Source organism: Streptococcus sanguinis, assembly GCF_050223295.1.
GTDB classification, from domain to species: domain Bacteria; phylum Bacillota; class Bacilli; order Lactobacillales; family Streptococcaceae; genus Streptococcus; species Streptococcus sanguinis_X.
This window is the reverse complement of the sequence record NZ_CP071424.1, coordinates 1,299,282-1,322,616: the sequence shown is the minus strand read 5'-3', so window position 1 is coordinate 1,322,616 and position 23,335 is coordinate 1,299,282. Positions and strand designations below refer to the sequence as shown.

The following is a 23,335-nucleotide window of genomic DNA, read 5'->3' as shown; positions in this document are numbered from 1 at the left end:
CTGATATTTTATGCCTTGACATTCCTCATCTCTAACGATATAATGTTTACAATTTAACCTTTAATCAAGTCCAGTGAGGCTGCAAGGTGGGAAAAACGGTATAAGAGGCAATTGGCTGCCTTGTTTTTTGCGAAACCTTGCTGCGGCAAGGTTTTTTCTTGTAGAAAGTGAGGTTGTCATGGTTAGTGACAGTTGTAAAAAGAGATTTGGAAAGATTATGCTGGAGCAGATGGAGCTACTGGAGCAAGTAGAAATTGCACCTAATATTTTTTCTATGCTCCTAAAGGGGCAAATGGTCAGCCAGATGCAAGCTGGGCAGTTTTTACATATTCGGGTACCAGATGACAGCAAGCTTTTGCGCCGGCCTATCTCAATCGCAGAGATTGACCGAGACAATCTGACTTGTCGCATTATTTATCGGATAGAAGGCGGCGGGACAGCTATTTTTTCTCAACTGCCAGTCGGCTCGTTTCTTGATGTTATGGGACCTCAGGGAAATGGCTTTGATTTAAGTCCTGTAAGGGCAGATGACCGAGTTTTGATTATCGGTGGTGGGATTGGTGTCCCTCCCTTGCTTGAGGTTGCTAAAGAATTGCATACCAAGGGTGCACAAGTGACAGCTGTACTGGGATTTGCTGATAAAGCTACTGTCATTTTGGAATCAGAAATGAAAAAATACGCTGATGTCATTGTCACGACGGATAATGGTTCCTATGGTCGCAAGGGCTATGTATCAGCGGTGGTAGATGAGATGATTCAAGACTATGCGGCTGTCTATTCCTGTGGAGCGCCAGCCATGCTCCAGTATGTCGATCGTAAGTTTCAGGACCATCCGCATGCTTATCTCTCCATGGAGTCTCGTATGGCTTGTGGTATGGGCGCTTGCTATGCCTGCGTCGTTCATGTGGCAGGTCAGGACGAGTCAGTCAATAAGCGCGTTTGTGAAGACGGTCCGGTCTTTGAAACGGGCAAGATTATTGTCTAGGAGGGGAGAGAATGAGTGATCAACGTTTAAGAGTTTCTTTGCCAGGCTTGGACTTGAAAAATCCAATTATTCCAGCATCAGGCTGCTTTGGCTTTGGACAAGAATATGCCAAATACTATGACTTGGACTTACTGGGTTCTATCATGATAAAGGCTACGACTTTGAACCCCCGCTTTGGCAATCCCACTCCGCGGGTGGCAGAAACGCCAGCTGGTATGCTCAATGCCATTGGCCTTCAAAATCCAGGTGTTGAGGTTGTTCTAGCTGAAAAACTGCCCTGGTTGGAAAAACATTATCCCGACCTTCCAATCATCGCTAATGTAGCGGGATTTTCCAATCAAGAATATGCCACAGTGGCTGGGAAAATTTCCCAAGCCCCCAATGTCAAGGCTATTGAGCTAAATATCTCCTGCCCTAATGTTGACCATGGAAATGCTGGCCTTTTGATTGGCCAAGTTCCAGAATTAGCCTACGAAGCAACCAAGGCAGCAGTAGATGCTTCTGCAGTACCTGTCTATGTCAAATTAACTCCGAGTGTGGCTGATATCACTCAGGTAGCCAAGGCCGTTGAAGATGCTGGAGCTGCTGGATTTACCATGATTAACACCTTGGTAGGTATGCGATTTGACTTGAAGTCACGAAAGCCTATTATCGCTAATGGCACTGGAGGTATGTCGGGTCCGGCTGTCTTTCCAGTAGCCCTCAAGCTGATCCGTCAAGTGGCGCAGGCAAGCAAACTTCCCATCATTGGCATGGGGGGAGTTGATTCGGCGGAGGCTGCTCTGGAGATGTTTATAGCAGGGGCTTCAGCTATTGGAGTGGGCACTGCCAATTTCACGGATCCTTATGCCTGTCCGACCATCATTGAAGACTTGCCAAAGGTTATGGATAAATACGGCATCGAAAGTCTTGAAACTTTACGAAAAGAAGTTCGAGAGAATTTGCTTTAAAGTTACATTTTTACTTGACAATCCTGCTGTGAAATTATAGAATGAACTAAATATAACCTTTAAAGAAGTCCAGAGAGGCTACTAAGGTACATACGTTTGAATGGCAGATACTGCTACATTTTCGTGTAACCTTGCTCTCGGGCAAGGTTTTTCTATGTCTCTAAGCTTAACGCGAAGGATGGTTTTGAGATATAAATACCTAATGGGCTTCTTTAAAGATAAAAATTAAAAAGGAGATTTTCCCCTTATGCGTGAAGAACGGCCTATTATCGCCCTCGACTTTCCATCTTTTGACGATGTCAAAGATTTCTTGGAGCATTTTCCGGAAGATGAAAAACTCTATGTCAAAATCGGTATGGAATTCTTCTATGCCATCGGTCCAGAAATCGTTCATTATCTGAAAGGACTTGGACACAGCATTTTCTTGGATTTGAAACTGCACGACATTCCCAATACTGTACGCTCAGCCATGTCTGTCTTAGGAACTTTTGGTATCGACATGGTGACAGTTCATGCGGCTGGCGGTGTGGAGATGATGAGCGAAGCCAAGAAGGTTTTGGGAGATAAGGCTAAGTTGGTTGCTGTGACTCAGCTGACCTCGACCAGCGAGGAAGATATGCGTGATTGCCAAAATATCCAGACTACGGTTCAGGAGTCTGTTGTCAACTACGCTCGGAAGGCCAAAGAAGCCGGTCTGGATGGTGTGGTTTGCTCAGCTCAAGAAGTTGAACTGATTAAGGCGGCAACTGCGGATGATTTCCTCTGTGTGACGCCGGGTATTCGGCCAGCTGGATCAGAAATTGGCGACCAGAAACGGGTTATGACTCCGCAAGAAGCTCATCAAATCGGTAGTGATTATATTGTAGTAGGACGTCCGATTATTCAGGCTGAAAATCCTTGGGATGCCTACCACGAGATTAAGAAGCAGTGGAATAGCTAAGCAAAACAATGTATTCGATTTAAATCGTTGCATGAAATTGACACCATCATAAACATTCAAATTTATAAGGAGCAAAAAATGACTTTAGCAAAAGAGATTGCGCGTGATTTATTGAAAATCAAAGCTGTGTATTTGAAGCCAGAAGAGCCTTTTACATGGGCTTCAGGCATCAAGTCACCTATATATACGGACAACCGTGTGACCTTGGCTTATCCAGAGACTCGGACCTTGATCGAGGATGGTTTTGTAGAAAAGATTTGGGCGGAATTTCCAGATGTAGAAGTCATTGCCGGAACTGCGACAGCGGGCATTCCTCACGGAGCCATTATCGCAGATAAGATGAACCTGCCATTTGCCTATATTCGCAGCAAACCAAAAGATCACGGAGCGGGCAATCAAATCGAAGGTCGCGTAGCACCTGGGCAGAAGATGGTTGTCATTGAGGATTTAATCTCAACTGGCGGTTCGGTCTTGGACGCTATTGTTGCTGCTAAACGTGAAGGTGCTGATGTGATTGGCGCAGCGGCTATCTTTACCTATGAGCTACCAAAAGCAGAAAAGAACTTCAATGAAGCGGGTGTGAAATTGGTGACCCTTTCTAACTACACTGAGCTAATCACTCTGGCTGAAGCAGAAGGTTATGTCAGTCCTGAGGGCTTGGCCTTGCTTGAGAAATTTAAGCATGACCAAGAAAATTGGCATGTTTAGACGAATACAAATAAAATGATCTGACTCTTATTCAGGTCATTTTTCTGTAAAACGTCCTTGTCTTGCCTTTTAAAATGGCTTAAAGTCTCGGTATTTGGTATAATAGAGCTATGTCTAAGATTTATCATCTATCCTTTTCGATATTACAGAAAGTTATGCTGATTACGGCTGTTCATTGGTTTCTGATTGCCATCTGGCATGTTGCAGAGCTGAATATTTTGGCTTTGTTTGCCTTTGCTGGCTTGGCTTATCTGGCCTATCGCTATCGGCATTTGCTAGAAAAAGCCTATCATTGGCTGATGAAGCATAAACTTCTTATTATGCTAGCTGTCTTTATTTTTCAGCTGATCATGCTCTTTTCGGCAGAGCTTTTAATTAGGAGGGATGCAGCAGTAGTCTTTACTGGGGCTTTCAAAACTCTGAAAGAAAGTTCCATTTCTAACTATCTGACCCGCAACCCTAACAATGTCTCACTCTTTCTATATGAGCGTTTTTTCTTTAATGTATTTGGGGAATCTGGTCTATGGGTCATGCAGGCCTTGAATATTGTTTATACTAACGTAACGGCCTTGATTCTCTACAAGGGCTGCCAAAAGTATTTTTCCCAAAAGGCTGCAGATGCTGTCTTTAGTCTTTATGTGCTTTTACTGGGCTTTTCTCCTTATTTCTTTTCAATGTATACCGATATTCCGCCCCTTCCTTTCATCAGTCTGCAGATTTTCCTAGTTCTGGGATTGCTGAAGGGAGAGGAAACCAGTCGACAGCTGATTTGGCGTAGTATTTTGCTTGGGCTGATGACTAGTCTGGCTTTCTTCTTTAGACCAACAGTAATGATTCTGCTGATAGCCGTCTTTGGAGTCCTCTTTTTCAAAAAGAACTGGAGGAAGTTCTTTCTGACACTAGTCGTTTTTGCTTGCAGTTTTGCGATTAGCTATGCCCCGCTGCATTACTGGTCCAAGCATCAGACAGAGGTGCCAATTATGAAAGGAGAGGGACTATCAAAGGGTCCCCTGCTCTTTATCAATTTGGGTCTGACCTTCAATGGCCACAATCAGGAAGATATGAAAGAAGGGCTTTTGCAGTATATCGAGCCCGATAAGCAATATGACTATAACAATGGCATGTTTGCCAAGGAATATGTTGTTAAGGAAATCAAGCGTCGCTTAAGTGAATATAATCCTTTGACTTTAGCTCATCATCTCTTCCACAAGCAGTCTCTGACTGTAGCAGAAGGGGATTTGGGCTGGCTCTACCGCAGTGTTGAAAATGAAAAGACGCCTTATATATCACCTTTTTACCAAGATACGAAAGATAATCCTTTAACTCAGTTTGTCCGTGACTTCTTCCTGAACACTGACAAGTCTGAATTTGTCTATTTCTCGCTGTCCAAGCAGGTGGTTTGGATTTTCATGGCAGCAGGACTTGTCTTTGCCCTTTGGAAATATCGCTCCAGTGATGAACTGAATTTTCTAACCTTAGCTGTTTTTGGCGGCCTGCTCTTTCTGCAGATTTTCGAGGGAGGGAAGACGCGTTATCTGATTCAGTTTTTGCCACAGATTCTAATTCTGTCTGCCCTAGGATTAGCCCAGTACCCACAAGCCCTAGGGAAGTTTCGCTTTTGGATTAGAAAGAAGGACTCTTTGAAATGAAAAAACCTGTTCCTACCTATGAACCGCTTTATAGCTTGAAGCCCATTGCTGAGAATATCTGGATTGTCGACGGTGATTTGATTGAGATGGATGCAGTGGTGACAAAGTTGCCTTTTTCTACCCGCATGACTGTCATCAAGTTAGCAAATGGCCAGCTCTGGTGTCATTCACCAATTCAGCCAAATCAAGCCTTGTTTGACCAGTTAGACGCTTTGGGACCAGTTGCACACCTTGTCTCGCCTAATAAGATTCACTATGCCTATATAGCTGACTGGAAGAAGCGTTATCCTGAGGCAATTGCTTGGTCTAGCCCAGGAGTGGAAGAGAGAGCAGCCAAGCAGAAAATACCAGTCTCTTTTGATGAAAAGCTGACAGATGAGGCTCCACAAGCTTGGGTAGGTCAGATAGATCAGTTGGTTTTCAAGGGAAGTACTTATATTGAGGAAGTTGTCTTTTTTCATAAAGACAGTCAAACCTTAATCTTGACAGATTTGATCGAGAATTTTGAAACAGAGCATTTTCTAAGTCAGATTCGCGGCAAAGCTTATAAATTAGTTCGTGTTGCTGCTCCGGATGGCCAGACCCCTATTGACTACCGCATGACCTTTATCGGTCATCAAAAAGAAGCCAAAGAATGTCTAGAGCAGATGCTGACTTGGCAACCGGAGAAAATCATACTAGCTCATGGTTCTTGTTTTCTGGAAAATGGCACAGCAGAACTCAGAAGAGCGCTTAGGTGGATTAAGTAATAGAATTTTTATCGTAGAAAATGAGAGGAGACATGTATGCAGCATTCAGCTTGGCATGCTTTGATTAAGGAGCAGCTGCCGGAAGGTTATTTTGCAAAAATCAATCATTTTTTAGATGAAGTGTATGCTTCAGGGACCATTTACCCACCTCGCGAAAAGGTTTTCAATGCGATTCAGACGACAGATTTAGCAGATGTTAAGGTGGTTATTTTGGGGCAGGATCCCTACCACGGACCAAGACAGGCACAAGGCTTAAGTTTTTCGGTGCCTGATGACATTCCAGCTCCGCCTTCTTTGCAGAATATTCTTAAAGAACTGGCAGACGATATCGGAGTGAAAGAGTCGCATGATTTAACTTCCTGGGCTCAGCAGGGTGTTCTCTTGCTCAATGCTGGTCTGACAGTGCCTGCTGGTCAGGCCAATGCGCATGCTGGCTTAATCTGGGAGCCTTTTACGGATGCTATTATCAAAGTAGTCAATGAGAAGATTGATCCAGTTGTCTTTATCCTCTGGGGTTCTTACGCCCGCAAGAAAAAAGCCTTGATAAGCAATCCTCAACATTTGATCATCGAGTCAGCTCACCCAAGTCCGCTGTCTGCGTATCGTGGTTTCTTTGGCAGCAAACCTTTTTCACGTACCAATGATTTCTTAGTGACTAAGGGATTGGAACCTATCGATTGGTTAGCTTAGGAGGTAGTATGGTTCAGTTAGCAACGATTTGTTATATCGATAATGGTCGGGAGTTTCTCATGCTGCACCGCAACAAAAAGCCCAATGATGTTCATGCTGGGAAGTGGATTGGTGTCGGTGGCAAGTTAGAACGTGGAGAAACCCCGCAGGAATGCGCTACACGTGAGATTTTAGAGGAAACAGGTCTAAAGGCCAAGCCTGTTCTTAAAGGCGTTATCACTTTTCCGGAGTTTACTCCCAACTTGGACTGGTACACCTACGTCTTCAAGGTGACGGAGTTTGAGGGGGAATTGATTGACTGCAACGAAGGGACTTTGGAATGGGTGCCCTATGATCAGGTTTTGTCTAAACCAACCTGGGAAGGCGATCATATCTTTGTTGAATGGCTTTTAGAAGACAAGCCGTTCTTTTCTGCAAAGTTTGTTTATGACGGGGATAAGCTCTTGGATACGCAGGTGGACTTTTACGAATAAGGAGATAAGACGATGCTATTAATCAAAAACGGACGAGTTATGGATCCTAAGACTGGTTTTGACCAAATTGCTGACCTCTTGGTTGAGGGGAAGAAGATTGTTAAAATCGGTCAAGATTTGCAGGCAGAAGGAGCAAAAGTTATTGATGCCAGTGGTTTGGTTGTGGCTCCAGGTTTGGTGGATATACACGTTCATTTTCGGGAGCCGGGCCAGACTCATAAGGAAGATATTCATACGGGGGCTTTGGCAGCAGCAGCAGGTGGCTTTACGACAGTTGTTATGATGGCCAATACCAATCCGACCATCTCTACAGTTGAAACCCTGCAGGAAGTCCTGGAGTCGGCTAGTCGTGAAAATATCCATATCAAGTCGGTTGCAACAATTACAGAGAATTTTGATGGGCAGCATCTGACAGATTTCCAAGGTCTCTTGGCAGCTGGTGCAGTAGGTTTTTCTGACGACGGTATTCCGCTGACCAACGCTGGCATTGTCCGCCAAGCCCTCGTAGAAGCGCGTAAAAATAACACCTTTATCAGCTTGCACGAGGAAGACCCTAATCTCAATGGCATACTCGGTTTCAATGAGCATATCGCCAAAGAGCATTTTCATATCTGTGGCGCGACAGGTGTGGCAGAATACAGCATGATTGCCCGCGATGTCATGATTGCTTATGATGCCAAGGCTCATGTGCATATCCAGCATTTGTCCAAGGCTGAGAGTGTAAAGGTTGTGGAATTCGCTCAGAAGCTAGGTGCTCAAGTCACCGCTGAAGCAGCACCTCAGCACTTCTCTAAGACAGAAGCTCTGCTATTGACCAAGGGCAGCAATGCTAAGATGAATCCGCCTCTGCGCTTAGAATCGGACCGTCTGGCGGTTATTGAGGGGCTCAAGTCTGGTGTCATTTCTATCATTGCGACGGACCATGCTCCACATCATGCTGATGAGAAAAATGTGGCCGATATCACTCAAGCGCCTTCTGGCATGACTGGTCTTGAGACTTCGCTTTCTCTGGGACTGACCTACTTGGTAGAGGCTGGTCATCTGAGTTTGATGGAACTTTTGGAAAAAATGACAGTCAATCCTATGCAGTTGTATGGTTTTGATGCTGGCTTCATCGCTCAGGATGGTCCAGCCGATTTGACAATATTTGACCCAGAAGCAGATAGACTTGTGACTGACCATTTTGCCTCCAAGGCTGCTAATTCGCCTTTTGTTGGCGAAAAGCTTAAAGGCCAGGTGAAGTTTACCATCTGTGATGGGGAAGTTGTCTTTGAGGGATAATATAGTTCAGACTCTGATGAATTTCAGAGTCTTTTTAACACAGAAAATTTTCTAGTAATTTTCTGAAAAACCGAATGTTTGTTGAAATAGTAGTGGTTTAGTTCCTTTTTGAGCAAAAAAGATGTATAATATAACAAAATACTAAAGAGGAGTGTTCGTTATATGAAGAAGAAATTTTTCATCTTACCTGTTCTATCGACAGTGCTTTTGGCACCTGCTTTTTTGGCCCATCAAGTCTCTGCAGAAGAGGCTCAGGCTAGTCCAGAGCCAGCAAAGGCTGAGTTGACCAATCAGCCAGCTGCTGAGACAGCATCTGCAGCGCAACCAATCGCTCCAGCAGCTTCAGCAGAAGAAAAACCAGCAGTAGATAGTCAAAATGCAGCTGCTCCGGCTGCTCCAGCTGCGACAGAAGCCGTTGCAGCACCAGCCCAGTCTGAAAATCTTCCAGAGGCTACGATTCTCCATACCAACGATGTGCATGGTCGCATCGTAGAGGAAAAAGGCGTTATCGGCGATGCTAAGCTGGCTACTGTTATCAAGGAAGAGCGCGCTAAAAATCCTAAAGTACTAGTTGTGGATGCGGGTGATGCCTTCCAAGGCTTGCCAATTTCCAATAGTTCAAAAGGTGAAGAACGAGCGAAAATCCTCAATGAAATAGGCTACGATGCTATGGCAGTCGGGAACCATGAGTTTGACTTTGGTCTGGATGAGGCGAAAAAATACAAGGAAATTCTTAAATTCCCACTCCTCAGCTCCAATACTTATGCCAACAATGCTCGAGTTTTCCAAGCATCTACCATTGTAGACAAGGATCCAGCGGTTGAGGGGGATGAGTTTGTGGTAATCGGTGTGACAACACCTGAAACTGCTACAAAAACTCACCCTAAAAACATCCAAGGTGTGACCTTCACTGATCCAATTACAGAAGTTAATCGGGTCATTGACGAAATCGAAGCACGCGCAGTGGCAGAAGGAAAGAACTACAAAAACTACGTTGTTCTAGCTCACTTGGGTGTTGACACGACCACACCGACTGAGTGGCGCGGTTCAACCTTGGCTGAAGCTCTTTCTAAAAATCCTAAGCTCAAAGGCAAGCGCGTAACTGTTATTGACGGCCACTCTCACACAGTAGAGTCTACGACTTATGGTGATAATGTAACTTACAACCAGACCGGTAGCTACCTTCACAATATCGGAAAAGTAACTTTCAAGGCCAATCAACTTCTGGGAAATCCTCAGCAAATCCCTGCTGAAACAGCTAAGAAAGTCGCTCCAGACCCAGTTGTAGCAGACATGGTCAGCAAGATTAAAGCTAGGTACGACGCAGATAATGCCAAGGTTATCGTAGCAAACAGCCCTGTAGAGCTTAATGGCGACCGTGAAAATGTCCGCGTTCGCGAAACCAATCTGGGTAATGTCGTAGCTGATGCTCTTTACGATTATGGTCAAACTGGCTTTGCCAATAAAACAGACTTAGCTGTTACTAACGGAGGCGGCCTGCGCGAAACTATTGCCAAAGACAAGCCGATCACCAAGGGAGATGTTATCGCCGTATTGCCTTTTGGGAACACTATTTCGCAAATCAAGGTGACCGGTCAAAATATCGCAGATATGTTTGCCAAATCTCTGGGCTCTATTCTTCAGGAAAAAGATGGCAAGCCTGTGCTGGATGAGAACGGACAACCCTTGCTGGAACCAAGCGGTGGTTACCTGCAAATCTCTGGAGCTAAAGTTTACTACGACACCACTCTGCCAGCTAATCAGCGTGTCCTCCACATTGAGATTAAGAACAAAGAAACTGGTGTTTATGAGCCTCTTGATCCAAATAAGACCTACTATCTGACGACAAACGACTTCCTGGCTGCTGGTGGGGATGGCTATACCATGCTGGGCGGCCCTCGCGAGGAAGGACCATCGATGGATGTGGCTTTTGCAGACTATCTTGCAAAAGCTGATTTGACAGCCTATGCAGCTATCAATCCAAACTCTCGTGCTATCTCTATTTCATCCACTAAGGATACAGACGGTGATGGCTATACAGATATTGAAGAAATCAAGCAAGGAACGGATCCGGCTAATGCAGCTTCCTACCCAGCTGGTGCCAAAGCAGCTGATCCTGGAAAACAGGCAGCTCCACTGGCTAACACTTCAAATCAAACCAAGCAAGTAGCAGTTCATGTTGCCAAGACCTTCACTAAGGATCCTGCAACTAAAGAACTGCCACAGACAGGCAGCGAATCAGTAGTTACCCTGAGTCTAGTTGGTATGGTTTTAGGATTCTTTGGATTGGCAGGAATCAAGAAAAGTCATAAAGAAGACTAGTTAGAAGATACAATAAAACGGAAGTTGTTCACTTCCGTTTTATTTCTTAGCCTCAGGATTTTGATGCGTGATATTCAAACCCCAAGGGATTAAATTTTCTTTTTTCTGTTTGATACGTTGGATATTGTCCTTGTGCCGGAGGATAATAATCAAAGCCAGCGCAATGATAATCAAAGTGAAGAAGAAGTCGTAGCTGGGCAGTATAAAGCCAGCTAGAGGAAAGAGCAGCGCCGACAGGATAGCGATGACTGCTGAGAGCACACTTGCCAGAGAAATCATACTTCCTAGATAGAGGATGCTGACAAAGATGACAATCAGATAGACAAAGAAGGCTGGTGAGAAGCCCAGAACAACTCCTGCACTGGTTGCCACAGCCTTACCGCCCTTAAAACCAGCAAAGATAGGAAAAGTATGACCGATTACGGCCAAGAGACCAAAGACAAGCGGTGAAATTCCCTCAATATGCAAAAAGAAAGGCAGCAGGGTCGCTGCAGTTCCTTTGAGAAAGTCGATAGCAAAAGTAGCCGTTCCCGCGGTCTTTCCCAAAATTCGGAAAGTATTGGTCGTTCCGGTATTGCCGCTGCCGTATTCTCTCAGGTTCTTCTTAAAGAAAATTTGCCCAATCCAAAGCCCGGTCGGAATAGAGCCCAGTAAGTATGCTAGTATTAATCCAATTATCGTGTTCATCATGATTTTATTATACCATTATTTCGCTTTCTTACAATAGAAAAGGATAGAATTTATAGCAGGAAATGTCTACTCGGATATTGGATTCTTCTTCGTGTAAAATCAGTCCTCATCAGCAGTTTTTTCAAAAAAATCTTTGCAATATTTGCCAAAAACTTGTAAGATAGAAAAGATGAATCATTAGGAGGTTCTTGTGGCAAAAAAGAAAATAAATATTAACAATTATAATGACGATGCCATTCAGGTATTAGAAGGGTTGGATGCGGTCCGCAAACGTCCGGGGATGTATATTGGCTCAACCGACGGAGCGGGACTCCACCATCTGGTCTGGGAGATTGTGGACAATGCTGTCGATGAAGCCCTATCAGGCTTTGGTGACCGAATTGATGTGACGATCAACAAAGACGGAAGTCTGACTGTCGCAGACCACGGACGCGGGATGCCAGTCGGCAAGCACGCTATGGGGATTCCTACGGTTGAGGTTATCTTCACCGTTCTCCACGCCGGCGGTAAGTTCGGTCAAGGTGGTTATAAGACCTCGGGTGGTCTCCACGGTGTAGGATCCTCTGTTGTCAATGCCCTGTCTAGCTGGCTGGAAGTGGAAATCACACGCGATGGGACTGTTTACAAGCAGCGCTTTGAAAATGGCGGAAAACCAGTCACTACGCTCAAAAAAATCGGCACTGCACCTAAGTCCAAGTCTGGGACCAAAGTGACCTTCATGCCAGACGATACGATTTTTTCAACGACTGACTTTAAGTACAACACCATTGCTGAGCGGCTGAAGGAATCAGCCTTCCTGCTCAAGAATGTTCGCCTGTCACTGACCGATGCGCGGACTGGCGAAGAAGTAGAGTTCCACTATGAGAATGGGGTTGAAGACTTTGTCAGCTATCTCAATGAAGACAAGGAAACCCTGACTCCTGTCCTCTATTTTGAGGGCGAGGAGAGCGGCTTCCAAGTTCAGGTGGCTCTCCAGTACAACGACGGCTACGCCGATAATATCCTGTCCTTTGTCAATAACGTCCGTACCAAGGACGGCGGTACCCACGAGACGGGGCTAAAGACCGCTATTACCAAGGCTATGAACGACTATGCCAGAAAGACCGGCCTGCTCAAGGAAAAGGACAAGAATCTGGAAGGATCGGACTACCGCGAAGGTTTGGCTGCTGTCCTGTCCATCCTGGTCCCTGAGTCGCACCTGCAGTTTGAAGGCCAGACCAAGGACAAGCTGGGCAGCCCTTTGGCTCGTCCGGCCGTAGACTCCATCGTCTCTGAGAAGCTGACTTTCTTCCTCTTGGAAAATGGTGAGCTGGCTTCCAATCTCATCCGCAAGGCTATCAAGGCCAGAGACGCTAGGGAAGCAGCCCGCAAGGCGCGTGACGAAAGCCGAAACGGCAAGAAAAATAAAAAAGATAAGGGCTTGCTGTCTGGTAAGCTGACTCCGGCCCAGTCCAAGAATCCAGCCAAGAACGAACTCTATCTGGTCGAGGGAGACTCTGCCGGTGGATCTGCCAAGCAAGGCCGTGACCGTAAGTTCCAAGCCATCCTGCCCCTGCGCGGTAAGGTTATCAATACTGCCAAGGCTAAGATGGCCGACATTCTCAAGAACGAAGAAATCAACACCATGATTTACACGATTGGAGCGGGTGTTGGGACAGACTTTACCCTTGAGGATGCCAACTATGACAAGATCATCATCATGACCGATGCGGACACTGACGGTGCCCATATCCAGACCTTGCTGCTGACCTTTTTCTATCGCTATATGCGCCCGCTGGTCGAGGCTGGCCGCGTCTATATCGCCCTACCACCTCTCTACAAGATGTCCAAGGGCAAGGGCAAGAGCGAAGTTGTTGAGTATGCCTGGACTGATGGCGAGCTGGACGACCTGCGCCGCAAGTTTGGCAAGGGAGCTATGCTTCAGCGTTACAAGGGCCTCGGTGAAATGAACGCTGACCAACTCTGGGAGACCACCATGAATCCTGAAACCCGTACCCTCATCCGTGTCACCATCGAAGACCTAGCTCGCGCCGAACGCCGCGTCAATGTCCTCATGGGCGACAAGGTCGAACCACGCCGCAAGTGGATTGAGGATAATGTTAAGTTTACGCTGGAAGAAGCGACGGTGTTTTAAGGAGTATGAATAATGGATAGTTCAGGATATTCTATTTTTGGAAGTTACTTGGGTTTCATTTTCTTAGTTTCTTTACCCTCAGCTATTCTTGCATTCTACATCAATAGTCGAAAAAAAAGTTTCCAAGGTTTATATGCACCGATTGTATTTACTTTTTTCATGATTTTGATGCTTTTTTTCAATTTAGATCCCGCAGGATCTGAATCTTTAGTAGCGACTGCTATTATGCTGTTTATTGGTTTTCCTTTGATAGCAGGAGCCTTAATCTACACACTTATTCGTTTGTGTTACGTCTATCCGGAGAAACGGTGGAAGGCTTTTTTGATTTTCCTATCCTATATTTTAGGTCCCCTATCTGTAGGTACTCTGGGATGGTATGTGGTAAATTTAGTTCAGATTCATCTGTTGACATTCTTTGTCATGATTTCGATGATTCTGGTTTCCTATCTTCCTCCTCTCTATCTCCAGTACACCAAACGAAATCAGTAAGACACAGAATGCTTTTGATAAGGTCTAGTGGTTAATTGCTTAGCTAAAGGCTGAGCTAGGACAAGTCGTGGACTGGTCTCAAGTGGACAAGGAAGATTACCTCCTAGCTATGGAGCGCAGTCCCATTCGAGATACAGAAATCAAGCACGTCCTCAAGCAAGCTCTCACAAAGGACATTCATAACCGCAACCTCTACATGAAGGGCGTTGACCATAGTTACTACTATGAAGGCTATAGCCTGTATAAGGCTGAGGACTTGTGAGATAAGAAAGTTTGCAGAGGAGTGTTTAGATGACTATTCTAGAAACAGACCGTCTCATTTTACGGAACTTGCAGGAATCAGATTTGCCAGCTTTGATTGCTCTGAATCAGGATCCAGAGGTCATGCAGTATTTCCCAAAGCCATATACTCAAGCGGATTCCTTGCGCCTTTATCAGGGCATTCAAGATGAAGTTGATGCTTATGGCTACAGTCTTTGGGCTGTTGAAGAAAAGGACAGTCAGGAGTTTATCGGCTTGGTAGGTCTGCACCATTCGGATTTACAGATTTTCGCTGGAAAAGAAGCTGTAGAAATCGGCTGGCGTCTGCGAAAAGAGTTTTGGAATCGTGGTTATGCGACAGAGGCTGCCCAAGCCTGTCTAGACTTTGCTTTTCAGCAAGCTGGCTTGTCAGAAGTTCACTCTTTTACATCCTTACTCAATCAACCTTCGCAGAAAGTCATGCAAAAACTAGGCATGGAATTTGTCAAAGAGTTTGATAACGAAAAAGTTCCAGCTGACAGTCCGCTTTATAGACATGTCCTCTACAGAATCAAGAGTTTTTACTGAAAAGGCAGGTATTCCCATGAGAACTGAATCCGAAATGTTTGATGTGATTTTGCAAACTGCAAAAGCGCTACAGGTTGACGCTGTTGCCATGTCCGGCTCGCGGACAAATCCAAATGCTCCCAAGGACGAGTTCCAAGACTATGATGTAGTCTATATCGTGAAGGATTTGGATGGTCTGATAGCCGACCTTGCTTGGTTGGACCAGTTTGGCAAGCGCATGATTGAGCAGCATGTCCTACTTGACCACCGCCGCCTCTATCTCATGCTCTTTGGAGATGGTAATCGGATAGATTTGACCCTTTGCCCAAAGGAGCACATCAAAGAATGGGTGGATAGCGAAGCGGATTTCACAGTGCTGGATGACCCGCAGGGGCTGTTTGAGCCTTATACACCGACACCCAAGCGTTATTGGACGGCACCAGCCAGTGCGACTGACTTTGACAAATCCTGCAATGAATTCTGGTGGGTCTCAGCCTATGTGGTCAAGGGAATTCATCGAAACCACCTGGTCTATGCGACGGATCATCTGTATGGAATCTGCCAGCAAGAATTGCTCAAGCTGTTAGCTTGGCAAGTAGCAGCAGATAAGGGGACGGTCGATGTTGGCAAGAACTACAAGTACCTCTTTCAGTATTTGCCTACTGAGAAAGAGAAGGAATTTGCAGCCTTGCTTGACTTTTCTGACCAGAAAAGCCTCACCAAGTCTTTCTTAGCTACCATGGACTTTTTCCACAAAGAAGCACAAGTCTTCTCTCTCAAAACCGGCTTCCACTATGACAAAGCAACCGCAGAGAAGATGATTGAGTATGCTGAGGCAAGACTTTCCAATCACTGACTAAATAAAGAACGTAATTTAAAACTTTAAACTACAGAAAGGATAGTTTGGTTACTTATAGTAACTGAACACGGGACTAATTTTCGTAAAATATCCTTTATTTTATAAAAAACTACTCTACATTCTTTGAAAGGAGTTGAACACGCCCTAAATACTGTGTGAAGAAGATAAATTCTCTTGTGAGCATTGCTGACTGCAAGAATTTCCTATTTTCACTTTGTATTTTACGGGCTCTGTATCCTATGAGTAACATTCAAAACATGTCCCTTGAGGACATCATGGGAGAGCGCTTTGGTCGCTACTCCAAATACATTATTCAAGAGCGGGCCTTGCCGGATATTCGCGATGGCTTGAAGCCTGTTCAGCGCCGTATTCTTTATTCGATGAACAAGGACGGCAACACCTTTGACAAGGGCTACCGCAAGTCAGCCAAGTCTGTCGGGAATATCATGGGGAATTTCCATCCCCACGGTGACAGCTCCATCTACGATGCCATGGTTCGTATGTCTCAGGACTGGAAAAACCGTGAGATTCTCGTTGAGATGCACGGGAACAATGGTTCCATGGATGGTGATCCACCGGCGGCTATGCGTTATACTGAGGCGCGGCTGTCTGAAATGGCTGGCTATCTTTTGCAGGATATCGAGAAAGATACCGTTCCTTTTGCTTGGAACTTCGACGATACCGAGAAGGAGCCGACCGTTCTGCCGGCAGCCTTTCCTAATCTTTTGGTCAATGGAGCAACTGGGATTTCCGCTGGTTATGCGACTGATATTCCACCTCATAATCTAGCCGAAGTCATTGACGTGGTTATCTATATGATTGACCATCCGTCTGCCAAAGTGGACAAACTCATGGAGTTTCTGCCTGGCCCAGATTTTCCGACAGGAGCTATTGTCCAAGGCCGAGATGAGATCAAGAAAGCCTACGAGACTGGCAAAGGTCGCGTCGTGGTGCGCTCCAGAACTGAGATTGAAAAGCTGAAGGGTGGTAAAGAGCAAATCGTCATCACCGAGATTCCTTACGAGATTAATAAAGCGGTCTTGGTCAAGAAGATTGACGATGTGCGGGTCAATAACAAGGTGGCGGGCATTGCTGAGGTACGGGACGAATCCGACCGTGACGGTCTTCGCATTGCTATCGAGCTAAAGAAAGATGCCAATACTGAGCTGATTCTCAACTACCTCTTTAAGTACACTGATTTGCAGGTCAATTATAACTTCAACATGGTGGCAATTGACAACTTCACGCCTCGTTTGGTGGGGATTGTGCCAATCTTGACCAGTTATATTGCCCACCGCAAGGAGATTATTCTGGCACGCAGCCGTTTTGACAATGCTAAGGCTGAGAAACGACTGCATATCGTGGAAGGACTGATTCGGGTTATTTCCATCTTGGACGAAGTGATTGCCCTGATTCGTGCTTCAGAAAACAAAGCAGATGCCAAGGAAAATCTTAAGGTCAGCTATGATTTCACTGAGGAGCAGGCTGAGGCTATCGTCACTCTCCAACTCTACCGTTTGACCAATACAGACGTAGTGGTTCTGGAAGAGGAAGAAGCAGAGCTGCGCGAGAAGATTGCCATGCTGGCGGCCATTATCGGCGATGAGCGCACCATGTATAACCTCATGAAGCGAGAGCTCCGTGACGTCAAGAAGAAGTTTGGCAATCCACGTCTCAGCGAGCTGCAGGATACAGCAAACGCTATTGAGATTGATACAGCTAGTCTCATCGTGGAGGAAGAGACCTATGTCAGCGTGACTCGTTCTGGTTATATCAAGCGAACCAGTCCGCGTTCCTTCTCAGCTTCGACCCTAGAGGAGATAGGAAAGCGAGATGATGACCGTCTGATTTTCGTTAGCCCGGCCAAGACGACTCAGCATTTATTGATTTTCACCAGTCTGGGAAATGTTATTTACCGGCCTGTTCATGAGCTGTCAGATATCCGCTGGAAAGAAATCGGAGAACACCTCAGCCAGACCATCAGTAACTTTGATACCAAGGAAGAGGTTATCTATACGGAATTACTGGACAGCTTTGAGGAGGGAACTTACTTTGCAGCGACCAAACTGGGACAAATCAAGCGTGTAGAGCGCAAGGAATTCAGTCCTTGGCGGACCTACAAGTCTAAGTCGCTTAAGTTTGCTAAGCTGAAAAATGAAGACGACCAGGTCATTGCTCTGGCGCCGATTAAGCTGGATGATGTTATGCTCGTGACCAAGAATGGCTATGCCCTTCGCTTCAATATTGAGGAAGTTCCTGTCATCGGAGCTAAGGCAGCTGGGGTTAAAGCCATCAACCTCAAGAAGGACGATGTCCTAGCGGCAGCCTTTATTGCCAATACAGACTCACTTTACCTCCTGACTCAGCGCGGTTCGCTCAAGCGTATGGCAGTCGCAGATATTCCTGTTACCAGTCGGGCAAATCGCGGTCTTCAAGTTCTGAGAGAGCTTAAGGCTAAGCCCCATCGTGTCTTTGCAGCTGGACCAGTCTTTGGCGAAGCAGTGGACTTTGACCTCTTTACTACTGAAGCAGAAGCCAGTGAGGAGCAGATTTTGCAGGTGCTTTCTAATAAAGGAGCTGCCTATGAGATTAATTTAGCTGATCTCAGCCTGTCTGAGAGAACTAGCAACGGCAGCTTTATTTCTGATACTATTTCAGACGAAGAAGTCTTCTCAGCTTATATCAAATAATCATCAAACCAGTTCACAAGAGCTGGTTTTTTCAATTTCTAAAAGTTTGATAGCAGGAAAAAGTCTGAATAACAAAATTTTCTGAAAATTGAAAATAATACTTGAAAATATCTCAAAAAGGTGTAAAATAGGGAGTATCTAAAAATGAAGTTTGGAAGAAGAGGAGAAAGACTATGACTGTAAATCTTGATTGGGAAAATCTAGGATTCTCATATATGAAACTACCTTATCGCTACATAGCTTACTATCGCAATGGCCAGTGGGAAGAAGGAACCCTAACGGAGGATGCTACACTCCATATTTCTGAGTCCTCTCCTTGCCTTCACTACGGTCAGCAGGCTTTTGAAGGTCTGAAGGCCTATCGGACTAAGGATGGCAGTATTCAGCTTTTCCGTCCGGATAAAAATGCGGAGCGTCTGCAGCGGACAGCTGACCGCTTGCTCATGCCGCAAGTTCCTACAGAAATGTTTGTGGATGCAGTTAAGCAGGTTGTCCAAGCTAATGAAGAATATGTGCCACCTTATGGAACGGGCGGAACTCTTTATATTCGTCCGCTCTTGATTGGAGTCGGCGATATTATCGGCGTGAAACCAGCCGAAGAATACATTTTCACTATCTTTGTAATGCCGGTTGGCAATTACTTCAAAGGCGGTCTGACTCCGACTAACTTCATTGTGTCAGATGACTATGATCGCGCTGCACCGCACGGAACAGGTGCAGCAAAAGTGGGAGGCAATTATGCTGCTAGCTTATTACCAGGAAAGATTGCTAAGGATAAGCATTTTTCAGATGTGATTTATCTGGATCCGGCAACCCATACCAAGATTGAAGAAGTAGGTTCTGCCAACTTCTTTGGTATCACCAAGGATAATGAGTTTGTGACGCCACTTAGCCCTTCAATTTTGCCATCTATCACCAAGTATTCTTTGCTTTATCTGGCGGAGCATAGACTAGGACTTAAACCGATTGAGGGTGATGTTCCACTGGCAGACTTGGGTAAATTCACTGAAGCGGGAGCTTGTGGAACAGCTGCAGTTATCTCTCCTATCGGTGGTATCCAGCACGGCGATGACTTCCATGTCTTTTATAGCGAGACAGAAGTCGGGCCAGTCACTCGGAAACTATATGACGAATTAACTGGTATCCAATTCGGTGATGTTGAAGCACCAGAAGGTTGGATTGTGAAGGTATAATTTAAAAGCTGCCCTTGATTGGGCGGTTTTTCTGTAATTCTAGCCGAAGATAGCTTGCGTACTCAGTCTTTTTCGTGTACAATAGAAATTTGAAAGAGGTAAGTTATGAGTAAAAAAGACAAAAAAATTGAAATTCAAATCACAGACAACAAAGTGAAGGTCGGAGCAGACCAATTTGACGGTTATAGTCTTGCCATTGGCAAGAAGGTTATCGGCGAGATTGCCGAACTAGATGGCCAGTTTGCAATTATCAAAAATGGAAATGCTGAAAGTTTTTATAAAAAACTTGAAAGAGCTGTGGAAACTTTGATTGAAACCTATAATTTAAGCAAATAGGGCTTGCATTTTCATTGTATCAATGTTATAATAGATAGCGTTGATTGTCGGAGAGATAGCGAAGAGGCTAAACGCGGCGGACTGTAAATCCGCTCCTTCGGGTTCGGGGGTTCGAATCCCTCTCTCTCCATTCTTTATATTAATGGGGTATAGCCAAGCGGTAAGGCAAGGGACTTTGACTCCCTCATGCGTTGGTTCGAATCCAGCTACCCCAGTTCTTAGGTAATAGATCTGATAAAATAATAAAATATCTTCTGGTGTTTTATTTCTTTATAGGATGGAAATCGTTAACGATAGATCAATGTCATTTGCGGGTGCTTAGGAAAATAAATAAGTAGTATGTCAAGCGAAAGCTTGATTGTTGGAGGATTTTTTTAGATGAATGAATTTGAAGATTTGCTAAACAGTGTTAGCCAAGTTGAGCCAGGTGACGTCGTTACTGCTGAAGTATTGACTGTTGACGCTAACCAAGCTAATGTTGCAATCGCTGGAACTGGTGTTGAAGGTGTTTTGACTCTTCGTGAGTTGACAAATGACCGCGACGCTGATATCAACGACCTTGTAAAACCAGGTGAAACACTTGAATTGCTTGTTCTTCGTCAAGTAGTGGGTAAAGATACAGACACAGTAACTTACCTGGTATCTAAAAAACGTTTGGAAGCTCGCAAAGCTTGGGACAAATTGGTTGGTCGTGAAGAAGAAGTTGTCACTGTTAAGGGCACTCGTGCTGTTAAAGGTGGACTTTCAGTTGAGTTTGAAGGACTTCGTGGATTTATCCCTGCTTCAATGCTTGATACTCGTTTCGTTCGTAACACTGAGCGTTTTGTAGGTCAAGAGTTTGATGCTAAGATTAAAGAAGTAGATCCAAAAGAAAACCGCTTCATCCTTTCACGTCGTGAAGTTGTAGAAGCTGAAGCTGCAGCAGCACGTGCTGAAGTCTTTGGTAAATTGAATGTTGGTGATATTGTAACTGGTAAAGTTGCTCGCATCACTAGCTTCGGTGCTTTCATTGACCTTGGCGGAGTTGATGGATTGGTTCACTTGACTGAATTGTCACATGAGCGTAACGTATCACCTAAGTCTGTTGTATCAGTTGGCGATGAAATCGAAGTGAAAGTCCTTGACTTGAACGAAGAAGAAGGTCGCGTATCCCTCTCTCTTAAAGCAACAACGCCTGGACCATGGGATGGTGTTGAGCAAAAACTTGCTGCAGGCGATGTGATCGAAGGAACTGTAAAACGTTTGACCGATTTTGGTGCTTTCGTTGAAGTATTGCCAGGTATCGATGGATTGGTTCACATCTCACAAATTTCACACAAACGTGTTGAAAGCCCTAAAGATGCCCTTAAGGTTGGTCAAGAAGTGACTGTTAAGGTTCTTGAAGTGAATGCTGCTGATGAGCGTGTATCACTTTCTATCAAGGCTCTTGAAGAACGTCCAGCTCAAGAAGAAGGACAAGGAGATGAGAAACGTCAATCACGTCCTCGTCGTCCAAAACGTCAAGAAAAACGTGACTTTGAACTTCCAGAAACTCAAACTGGATTCTCAATGGCTGATTTGTTTGGTGATATTGAATTGTAATTAGATAAAAGAAGTTGAGAAATCTCAGCTTCTTTTTCTGATTTTCACTTGTATTTTCAAAGAAAATCAGTTATAATGAATTAGTTGCCACCCTTAGTGTAATGGATATCACGTAAGATTCCGGTTCTTGAGATGGGAGTTCGATTCTCTCAGGGTGGATGACTTAAAATTGGACTCTTCGGAGTCTTTTTTGCTCTTTCTTGGAGGAATATGCAATGACAGTAAAATTAATCTCTCATACCTTAATCGAGAAAGAGGGGAAGTATTTGCTTATCAAACGCTCTAAGATAAAGCGAGGCCTTCCTAATGTTTATCCATCTTATTGGGATATTCCAGGCGGAAGTGTAGAAGAGAATGAACTGCCTAGAGAGGCAGCTCTACGTGAGGCTATGGAGGAGGTTAATCAAAAGATTCTGATTGATAAGATTATCCATGAAGATAGTCAGTTTGATGCTAGCAAAGATACTGTTTTCACACGTTTAGTTTATGCGGGTAGGATTACGGAGCAGCGTGATATTATATTAGTTCCATAAGAGCACACAGACTTTGTCTGGATTACTTCTTTAAAAGACTTAGAGAAAGAGCTCATCATACCTTATTTGATAGATATTTTTGCTGACAAATCTGTATAAAGCAACAAAAAAACATCCCCTTGTATTAGGAGATGTTTTTTTATAATTAGTTTTTAGATGCTTCTTGGAATTCAGGATTCTTCCATGCTTCATCAATAATTGCTTGCAATTCTTTAGCAGAAGCTTGCATTTTTTGTGTTTCAGCATCGTTCAGTGGGATGTTTACTGGGCGTACAATACCGTGTGCACCAACGATAGCAGGTTGACCAATGAAGACATTTTCAACGCCATATTGGCCTTCTTGGAAGACTGACAATGGCAATACTGCATTTTCATCGTCAAGGATGGCTTTTGTAATACGAGCCAAAGCAACTGCGATACCGTAGTAAGTTGCTCCTTTTTTGTTGATGATAGAGTATGCTGCGTCACGAACGGAGATGAAAAGATCAACCAAGTCTTGTTCGTTCAAGTCGCGGTTAGCTTGCAACCACTGCTCTAATTTCACACCTGCAACGTTAGCGTGTGACCAAACGGCAAACTCAGAGTCACCATGCTCACCCATGATGTAGGCATGGACAGAACGAGCATCGATGCCAATCTTTTCAGCAAGAGCTTGGCGGAAGCGAGCTGAGTCAAGTGAAGTACCTGAACCGATAACGCGCTCTTTAGGGAAACCAGAGAATTTCCATGTAGAGTATGTCAAAACATCCACTGGGTTAGCAGCAACGAGGAAGATACCGTTAAAGCCTGATTCTACGACTTGAGTAACGATAGATTTGTTGATAGCCAAGTTTTTGCCAACAAGGTCAAGGCGAGTTTCACCTGGTTTTTGAGGTGCACCTGCAGTGATAACAACGAGGTCAGCATCCGCACAGTCTGCATAAGTAGCTGCATAGATTTTTTTAGGTGAAGTGAAAGCAAGGGCGTGGCTAAGGTCTTCAGCATCACCGACAGCCTTTTCAAATAATTGAGGAATTTCAATGATACCAAGTTCTTGAGCAATACCTTGGTTTACAAGAGCAAATGCGTAAGATGAACCTACAGCACCGTCACCGACAAGGATGACTTTTTTATGTTGTTTAGTAGCAGTCATTTCTAAACATCTCCTTATTTTTTTAGGGAATATTTCCCGTACACATTCATTCTACCACTTTTGACATATTTTGTCACGGTCAACTTGTATATCTAGTGATGTAAACGTTTTTACAAACGGTTCAAAATACTGAAAAATTAAAGA

The 23,335-nt window shown here is 44.6% G+C and carries 19 protein-coding genes, 3 tRNA genes and 3 pseudogenes; 23 read left to right on the top strand and 2 right to left on the bottom strand.

Features of this window, described 5'->3' with window-relative positions; translation table 11 throughout:
- Nucleotides 1–73: 73 nt before the first annotated feature.
- The 10 genes from J1C77_RS06445 (at nt 74) to nt5e (ending at nt 10,747) form a co-directional block, all read left to right on the top strand.
- Complete coding sequence (locus J1C77_RS06445) at nt 74–985, top strand: dihydroorotate dehydrogenase electron transfer subunit (protein ID WP_002921078.1); 912 nt, start codon at nt 74–76, stop codon at nt 983–985.
- 11 nt (nt 986–996) lie between these two features.
- Nucleotides 997–1,935: a dihydroorotate dehydrogenase gene (locus tag J1C77_RS06440; RefSeq protein ID WP_002921080.1), complete on the top strand. Its 939-nt coding sequence runs from the start codon at nt 997–999 to the stop codon at nt 1,933–1,935.
- A 247-nt stretch (nt 1,936–2,182) separates the two neighbouring features.
- The gene (pyrF, locus tag J1C77_RS06435) at nt 2,183–2,875 is read left to right on the top strand and encodes an orotidine-5'-phosphate decarboxylase (RefSeq protein WP_002904555.1); all 693 of its coding nucleotides are present in this window, start codon (nt 2,183–2,185) and stop codon (nt 2,873–2,875) included.
- A gap of 78 nt (nt 2,876–2,953) precedes the next feature.
- Nucleotides 2,954–3,583: an orotate phosphoribosyltransferase gene (gene pyrE / locus J1C77_RS06430; protein WP_042762847.1), complete on the top strand. Its 630-nt coding sequence runs from the start codon at nt 2,954–2,956 to the stop codon at nt 3,581–3,583.
- A 110-nt stretch (nt 3,584–3,693) separates the two neighbouring features.
- Nucleotides 3,694–5,232 (top strand): glycosyltransferase family 39 protein, encoded by a 1,539-nt coding sequence (locus J1C77_RS06425; protein WP_002921084.1) that lies wholly within the window; start codon nt 3,694–3,696, stop codon nt 5,230–5,232.
- Nucleotides 5,229–5,981, top strand: a complete 753-nt coding sequence (locus J1C77_RS06420; RefSeq protein ID WP_002921086.1) for a DUF4336 domain-containing protein — start codon at nt 5,229–5,231, stop codon at nt 5,979–5,981. The genes J1C77_RS06425 and J1C77_RS06420 overlap by 4 nt, the downstream gene beginning before the upstream one ends.
- A gap of 36 nt (nt 5,982–6,017) precedes the next feature.
- Entirely contained in the window at nt 6,018–6,671 is a 654-nt protein-coding gene (locus J1C77_RS06415) for a uracil-DNA glycosylase (RefSeq protein WP_002921088.1), read from the top strand.
- 8 nt (nt 6,672–6,679) lie between these two features.
- Nucleotides 6,680–7,144, top strand: coding sequence for an NUDIX hydrolase (locus J1C77_RS06410; RefSeq protein WP_002921090.1), 465 nt, complete (start codon nt 6,680–6,682; stop codon nt 7,142–7,144).
- A gap of 12 nt (nt 7,145–7,156) precedes the next feature.
- Nucleotides 7,157–8,425 carry a dihydroorotase gene (locus J1C77_RS06405; RefSeq protein WP_002921092.1) on the top strand — a complete coding sequence of 423 codons (1,269 nt, stop codon included), beginning with the start codon at nt 7,157–7,159 and terminating at the stop codon, nt 8,423–8,425.
- Nucleotides 8,426–8,587: 162 nt separating this feature from the next.
- The gene (gene nt5e / locus J1C77_RS06400) at nt 8,588–10,747 is read left to right on the top strand and encodes a cell surface ecto-5'-nucleotidase Nt5e (protein ID WP_002921093.1); all 2,160 of its coding nucleotides are present in this window, start codon (nt 8,588–8,590) and stop codon (nt 10,745–10,747) included.
- 39 nt (nt 10,748–10,786) lie between these two features.
- Here nt5e and plsY read toward each other — a convergent pair whose 3' ends face one another.
- Entirely contained in the window at nt 10,787–11,437 is a 651-nt protein-coding gene (plsY, locus tag J1C77_RS06395) for a glycerol-3-phosphate 1-O-acyltransferase PlsY (protein ID WP_002921094.1), read from the bottom strand.
- Between the two features lie 190 nt (nt 11,438–11,627).
- On the opposite strand from plsY, the gene parE reads away from it, so the two are divergent.
- From parE to J1C77_RS06330, 13 genes and pseudogenes are all read left to right on the top strand, one after another.
- Nucleotides 11,628–13,571: a DNA topoisomerase IV subunit B gene (gene parE / locus J1C77_RS06390; RefSeq protein WP_427195054.1), complete on the top strand. Its 1,944-nt coding sequence runs from the start codon at nt 11,628–11,630 to the stop codon at nt 13,569–13,571.
- Nucleotides 13,572–13,583: 12 nt separating this feature from the next.
- On the top strand, nt 13,584–14,060 hold the full coding sequence (locus J1C77_RS06385; protein WP_002921107.1) for a hypothetical protein: 477 nt from the start codon (nt 13,584–13,586) through the stop codon (nt 14,058–14,060).
- Between the two features lie 43 nt (nt 14,061–14,103).
- A pseudogene (locus J1C77_RS06380) lies at nt 14,104–14,322 on the top strand (protein adenylyltransferase Fic); the annotation flags it as partial.
- A 29-nt stretch (nt 14,323–14,351) separates the two neighbouring features.
- Nucleotides 14,352–14,888, top strand: a complete 537-nt coding sequence (locus J1C77_RS06375; protein ID WP_002921113.1) for a GNAT family N-acetyltransferase — start codon at nt 14,352–14,354, stop codon at nt 14,886–14,888.
- A gap of 16 nt (nt 14,889–14,904) precedes the next feature.
- Complete coding sequence (locus J1C77_RS06370; RefSeq protein ID WP_042762848.1) at nt 14,905–15,723, top strand: aminoglycoside 6-adenylyltransferase; 819 nt, start codon at nt 14,905–14,907, stop codon at nt 15,721–15,723.
- A 242-nt stretch (nt 15,724–15,965) separates the two neighbouring features.
- A complete protein-coding gene (gene parC, locus J1C77_RS06365) occupies nt 15,966–18,416 on the top strand; it encodes a DNA topoisomerase IV subunit A (protein WP_002921116.1) in 2,451 nt (816 codons plus the stop codon).
- Between the two features lie 167 nt (nt 18,417–18,583).
- A pseudogene (locus tag J1C77_RS06360) lies at nt 18,584–19,609 on the top strand (branched-chain amino acid aminotransferase); the annotation flags it as partial.
- Nucleotides 19,610–19,714: 105 nt separating this feature from the next.
- Entirely contained in the window at nt 19,715–19,945 is a 231-nt protein-coding gene (locus tag J1C77_RS06355; RefSeq protein WP_002921118.1) for a DUF2969 domain-containing protein, read from the top strand.
- Nucleotides 19,946–19,994: 49 nt separating this feature from the next.
- Nucleotides 19,995–20,075 (top strand) — tRNA-Tyr (locus J1C77_RS06350).
- A 13-nt stretch (nt 20,076–20,088) separates the two neighbouring features.
- A tRNA-Gln gene (locus J1C77_RS06345) sits at nt 20,089–20,160 on the top strand.
- Nucleotides 20,161–20,323: 163 nt separating this feature from the next.
- The gene (gene rpsA, locus J1C77_RS06340; protein WP_002921119.1) at nt 20,324–21,526 is read left to right on the top strand and encodes a 30S ribosomal protein S1; all 1,203 of its coding nucleotides are present in this window, start codon (nt 20,324–20,326) and stop codon (nt 21,524–21,526) included.
- Nucleotides 21,527–21,613: 87 nt separating this feature from the next.
- Nucleotides 21,614–21,685, top strand: a tRNA-Arg gene (locus tag J1C77_RS06335).
- A gap of 56 nt (nt 21,686–21,741) precedes the next feature.
- A pseudogene (locus tag J1C77_RS06330) lies at nt 21,742–22,158 on the top strand (NUDIX hydrolase).
- A 46-nt stretch (nt 22,159–22,204) separates the two neighbouring features.
- Here the strand turns inward: J1C77_RS06330 and J1C77_RS06325 are convergent.
- Nucleotides 22,205–23,191 (bottom strand): L-lactate dehydrogenase, encoded by a 987-nt coding sequence (locus J1C77_RS06325; RefSeq protein ID WP_002895436.1) that lies wholly within the window; start codon nt 23,189–23,191, stop codon nt 22,205–22,207.
- Nucleotides 23,192–23,335: the final 144 nt, after the last annotated feature.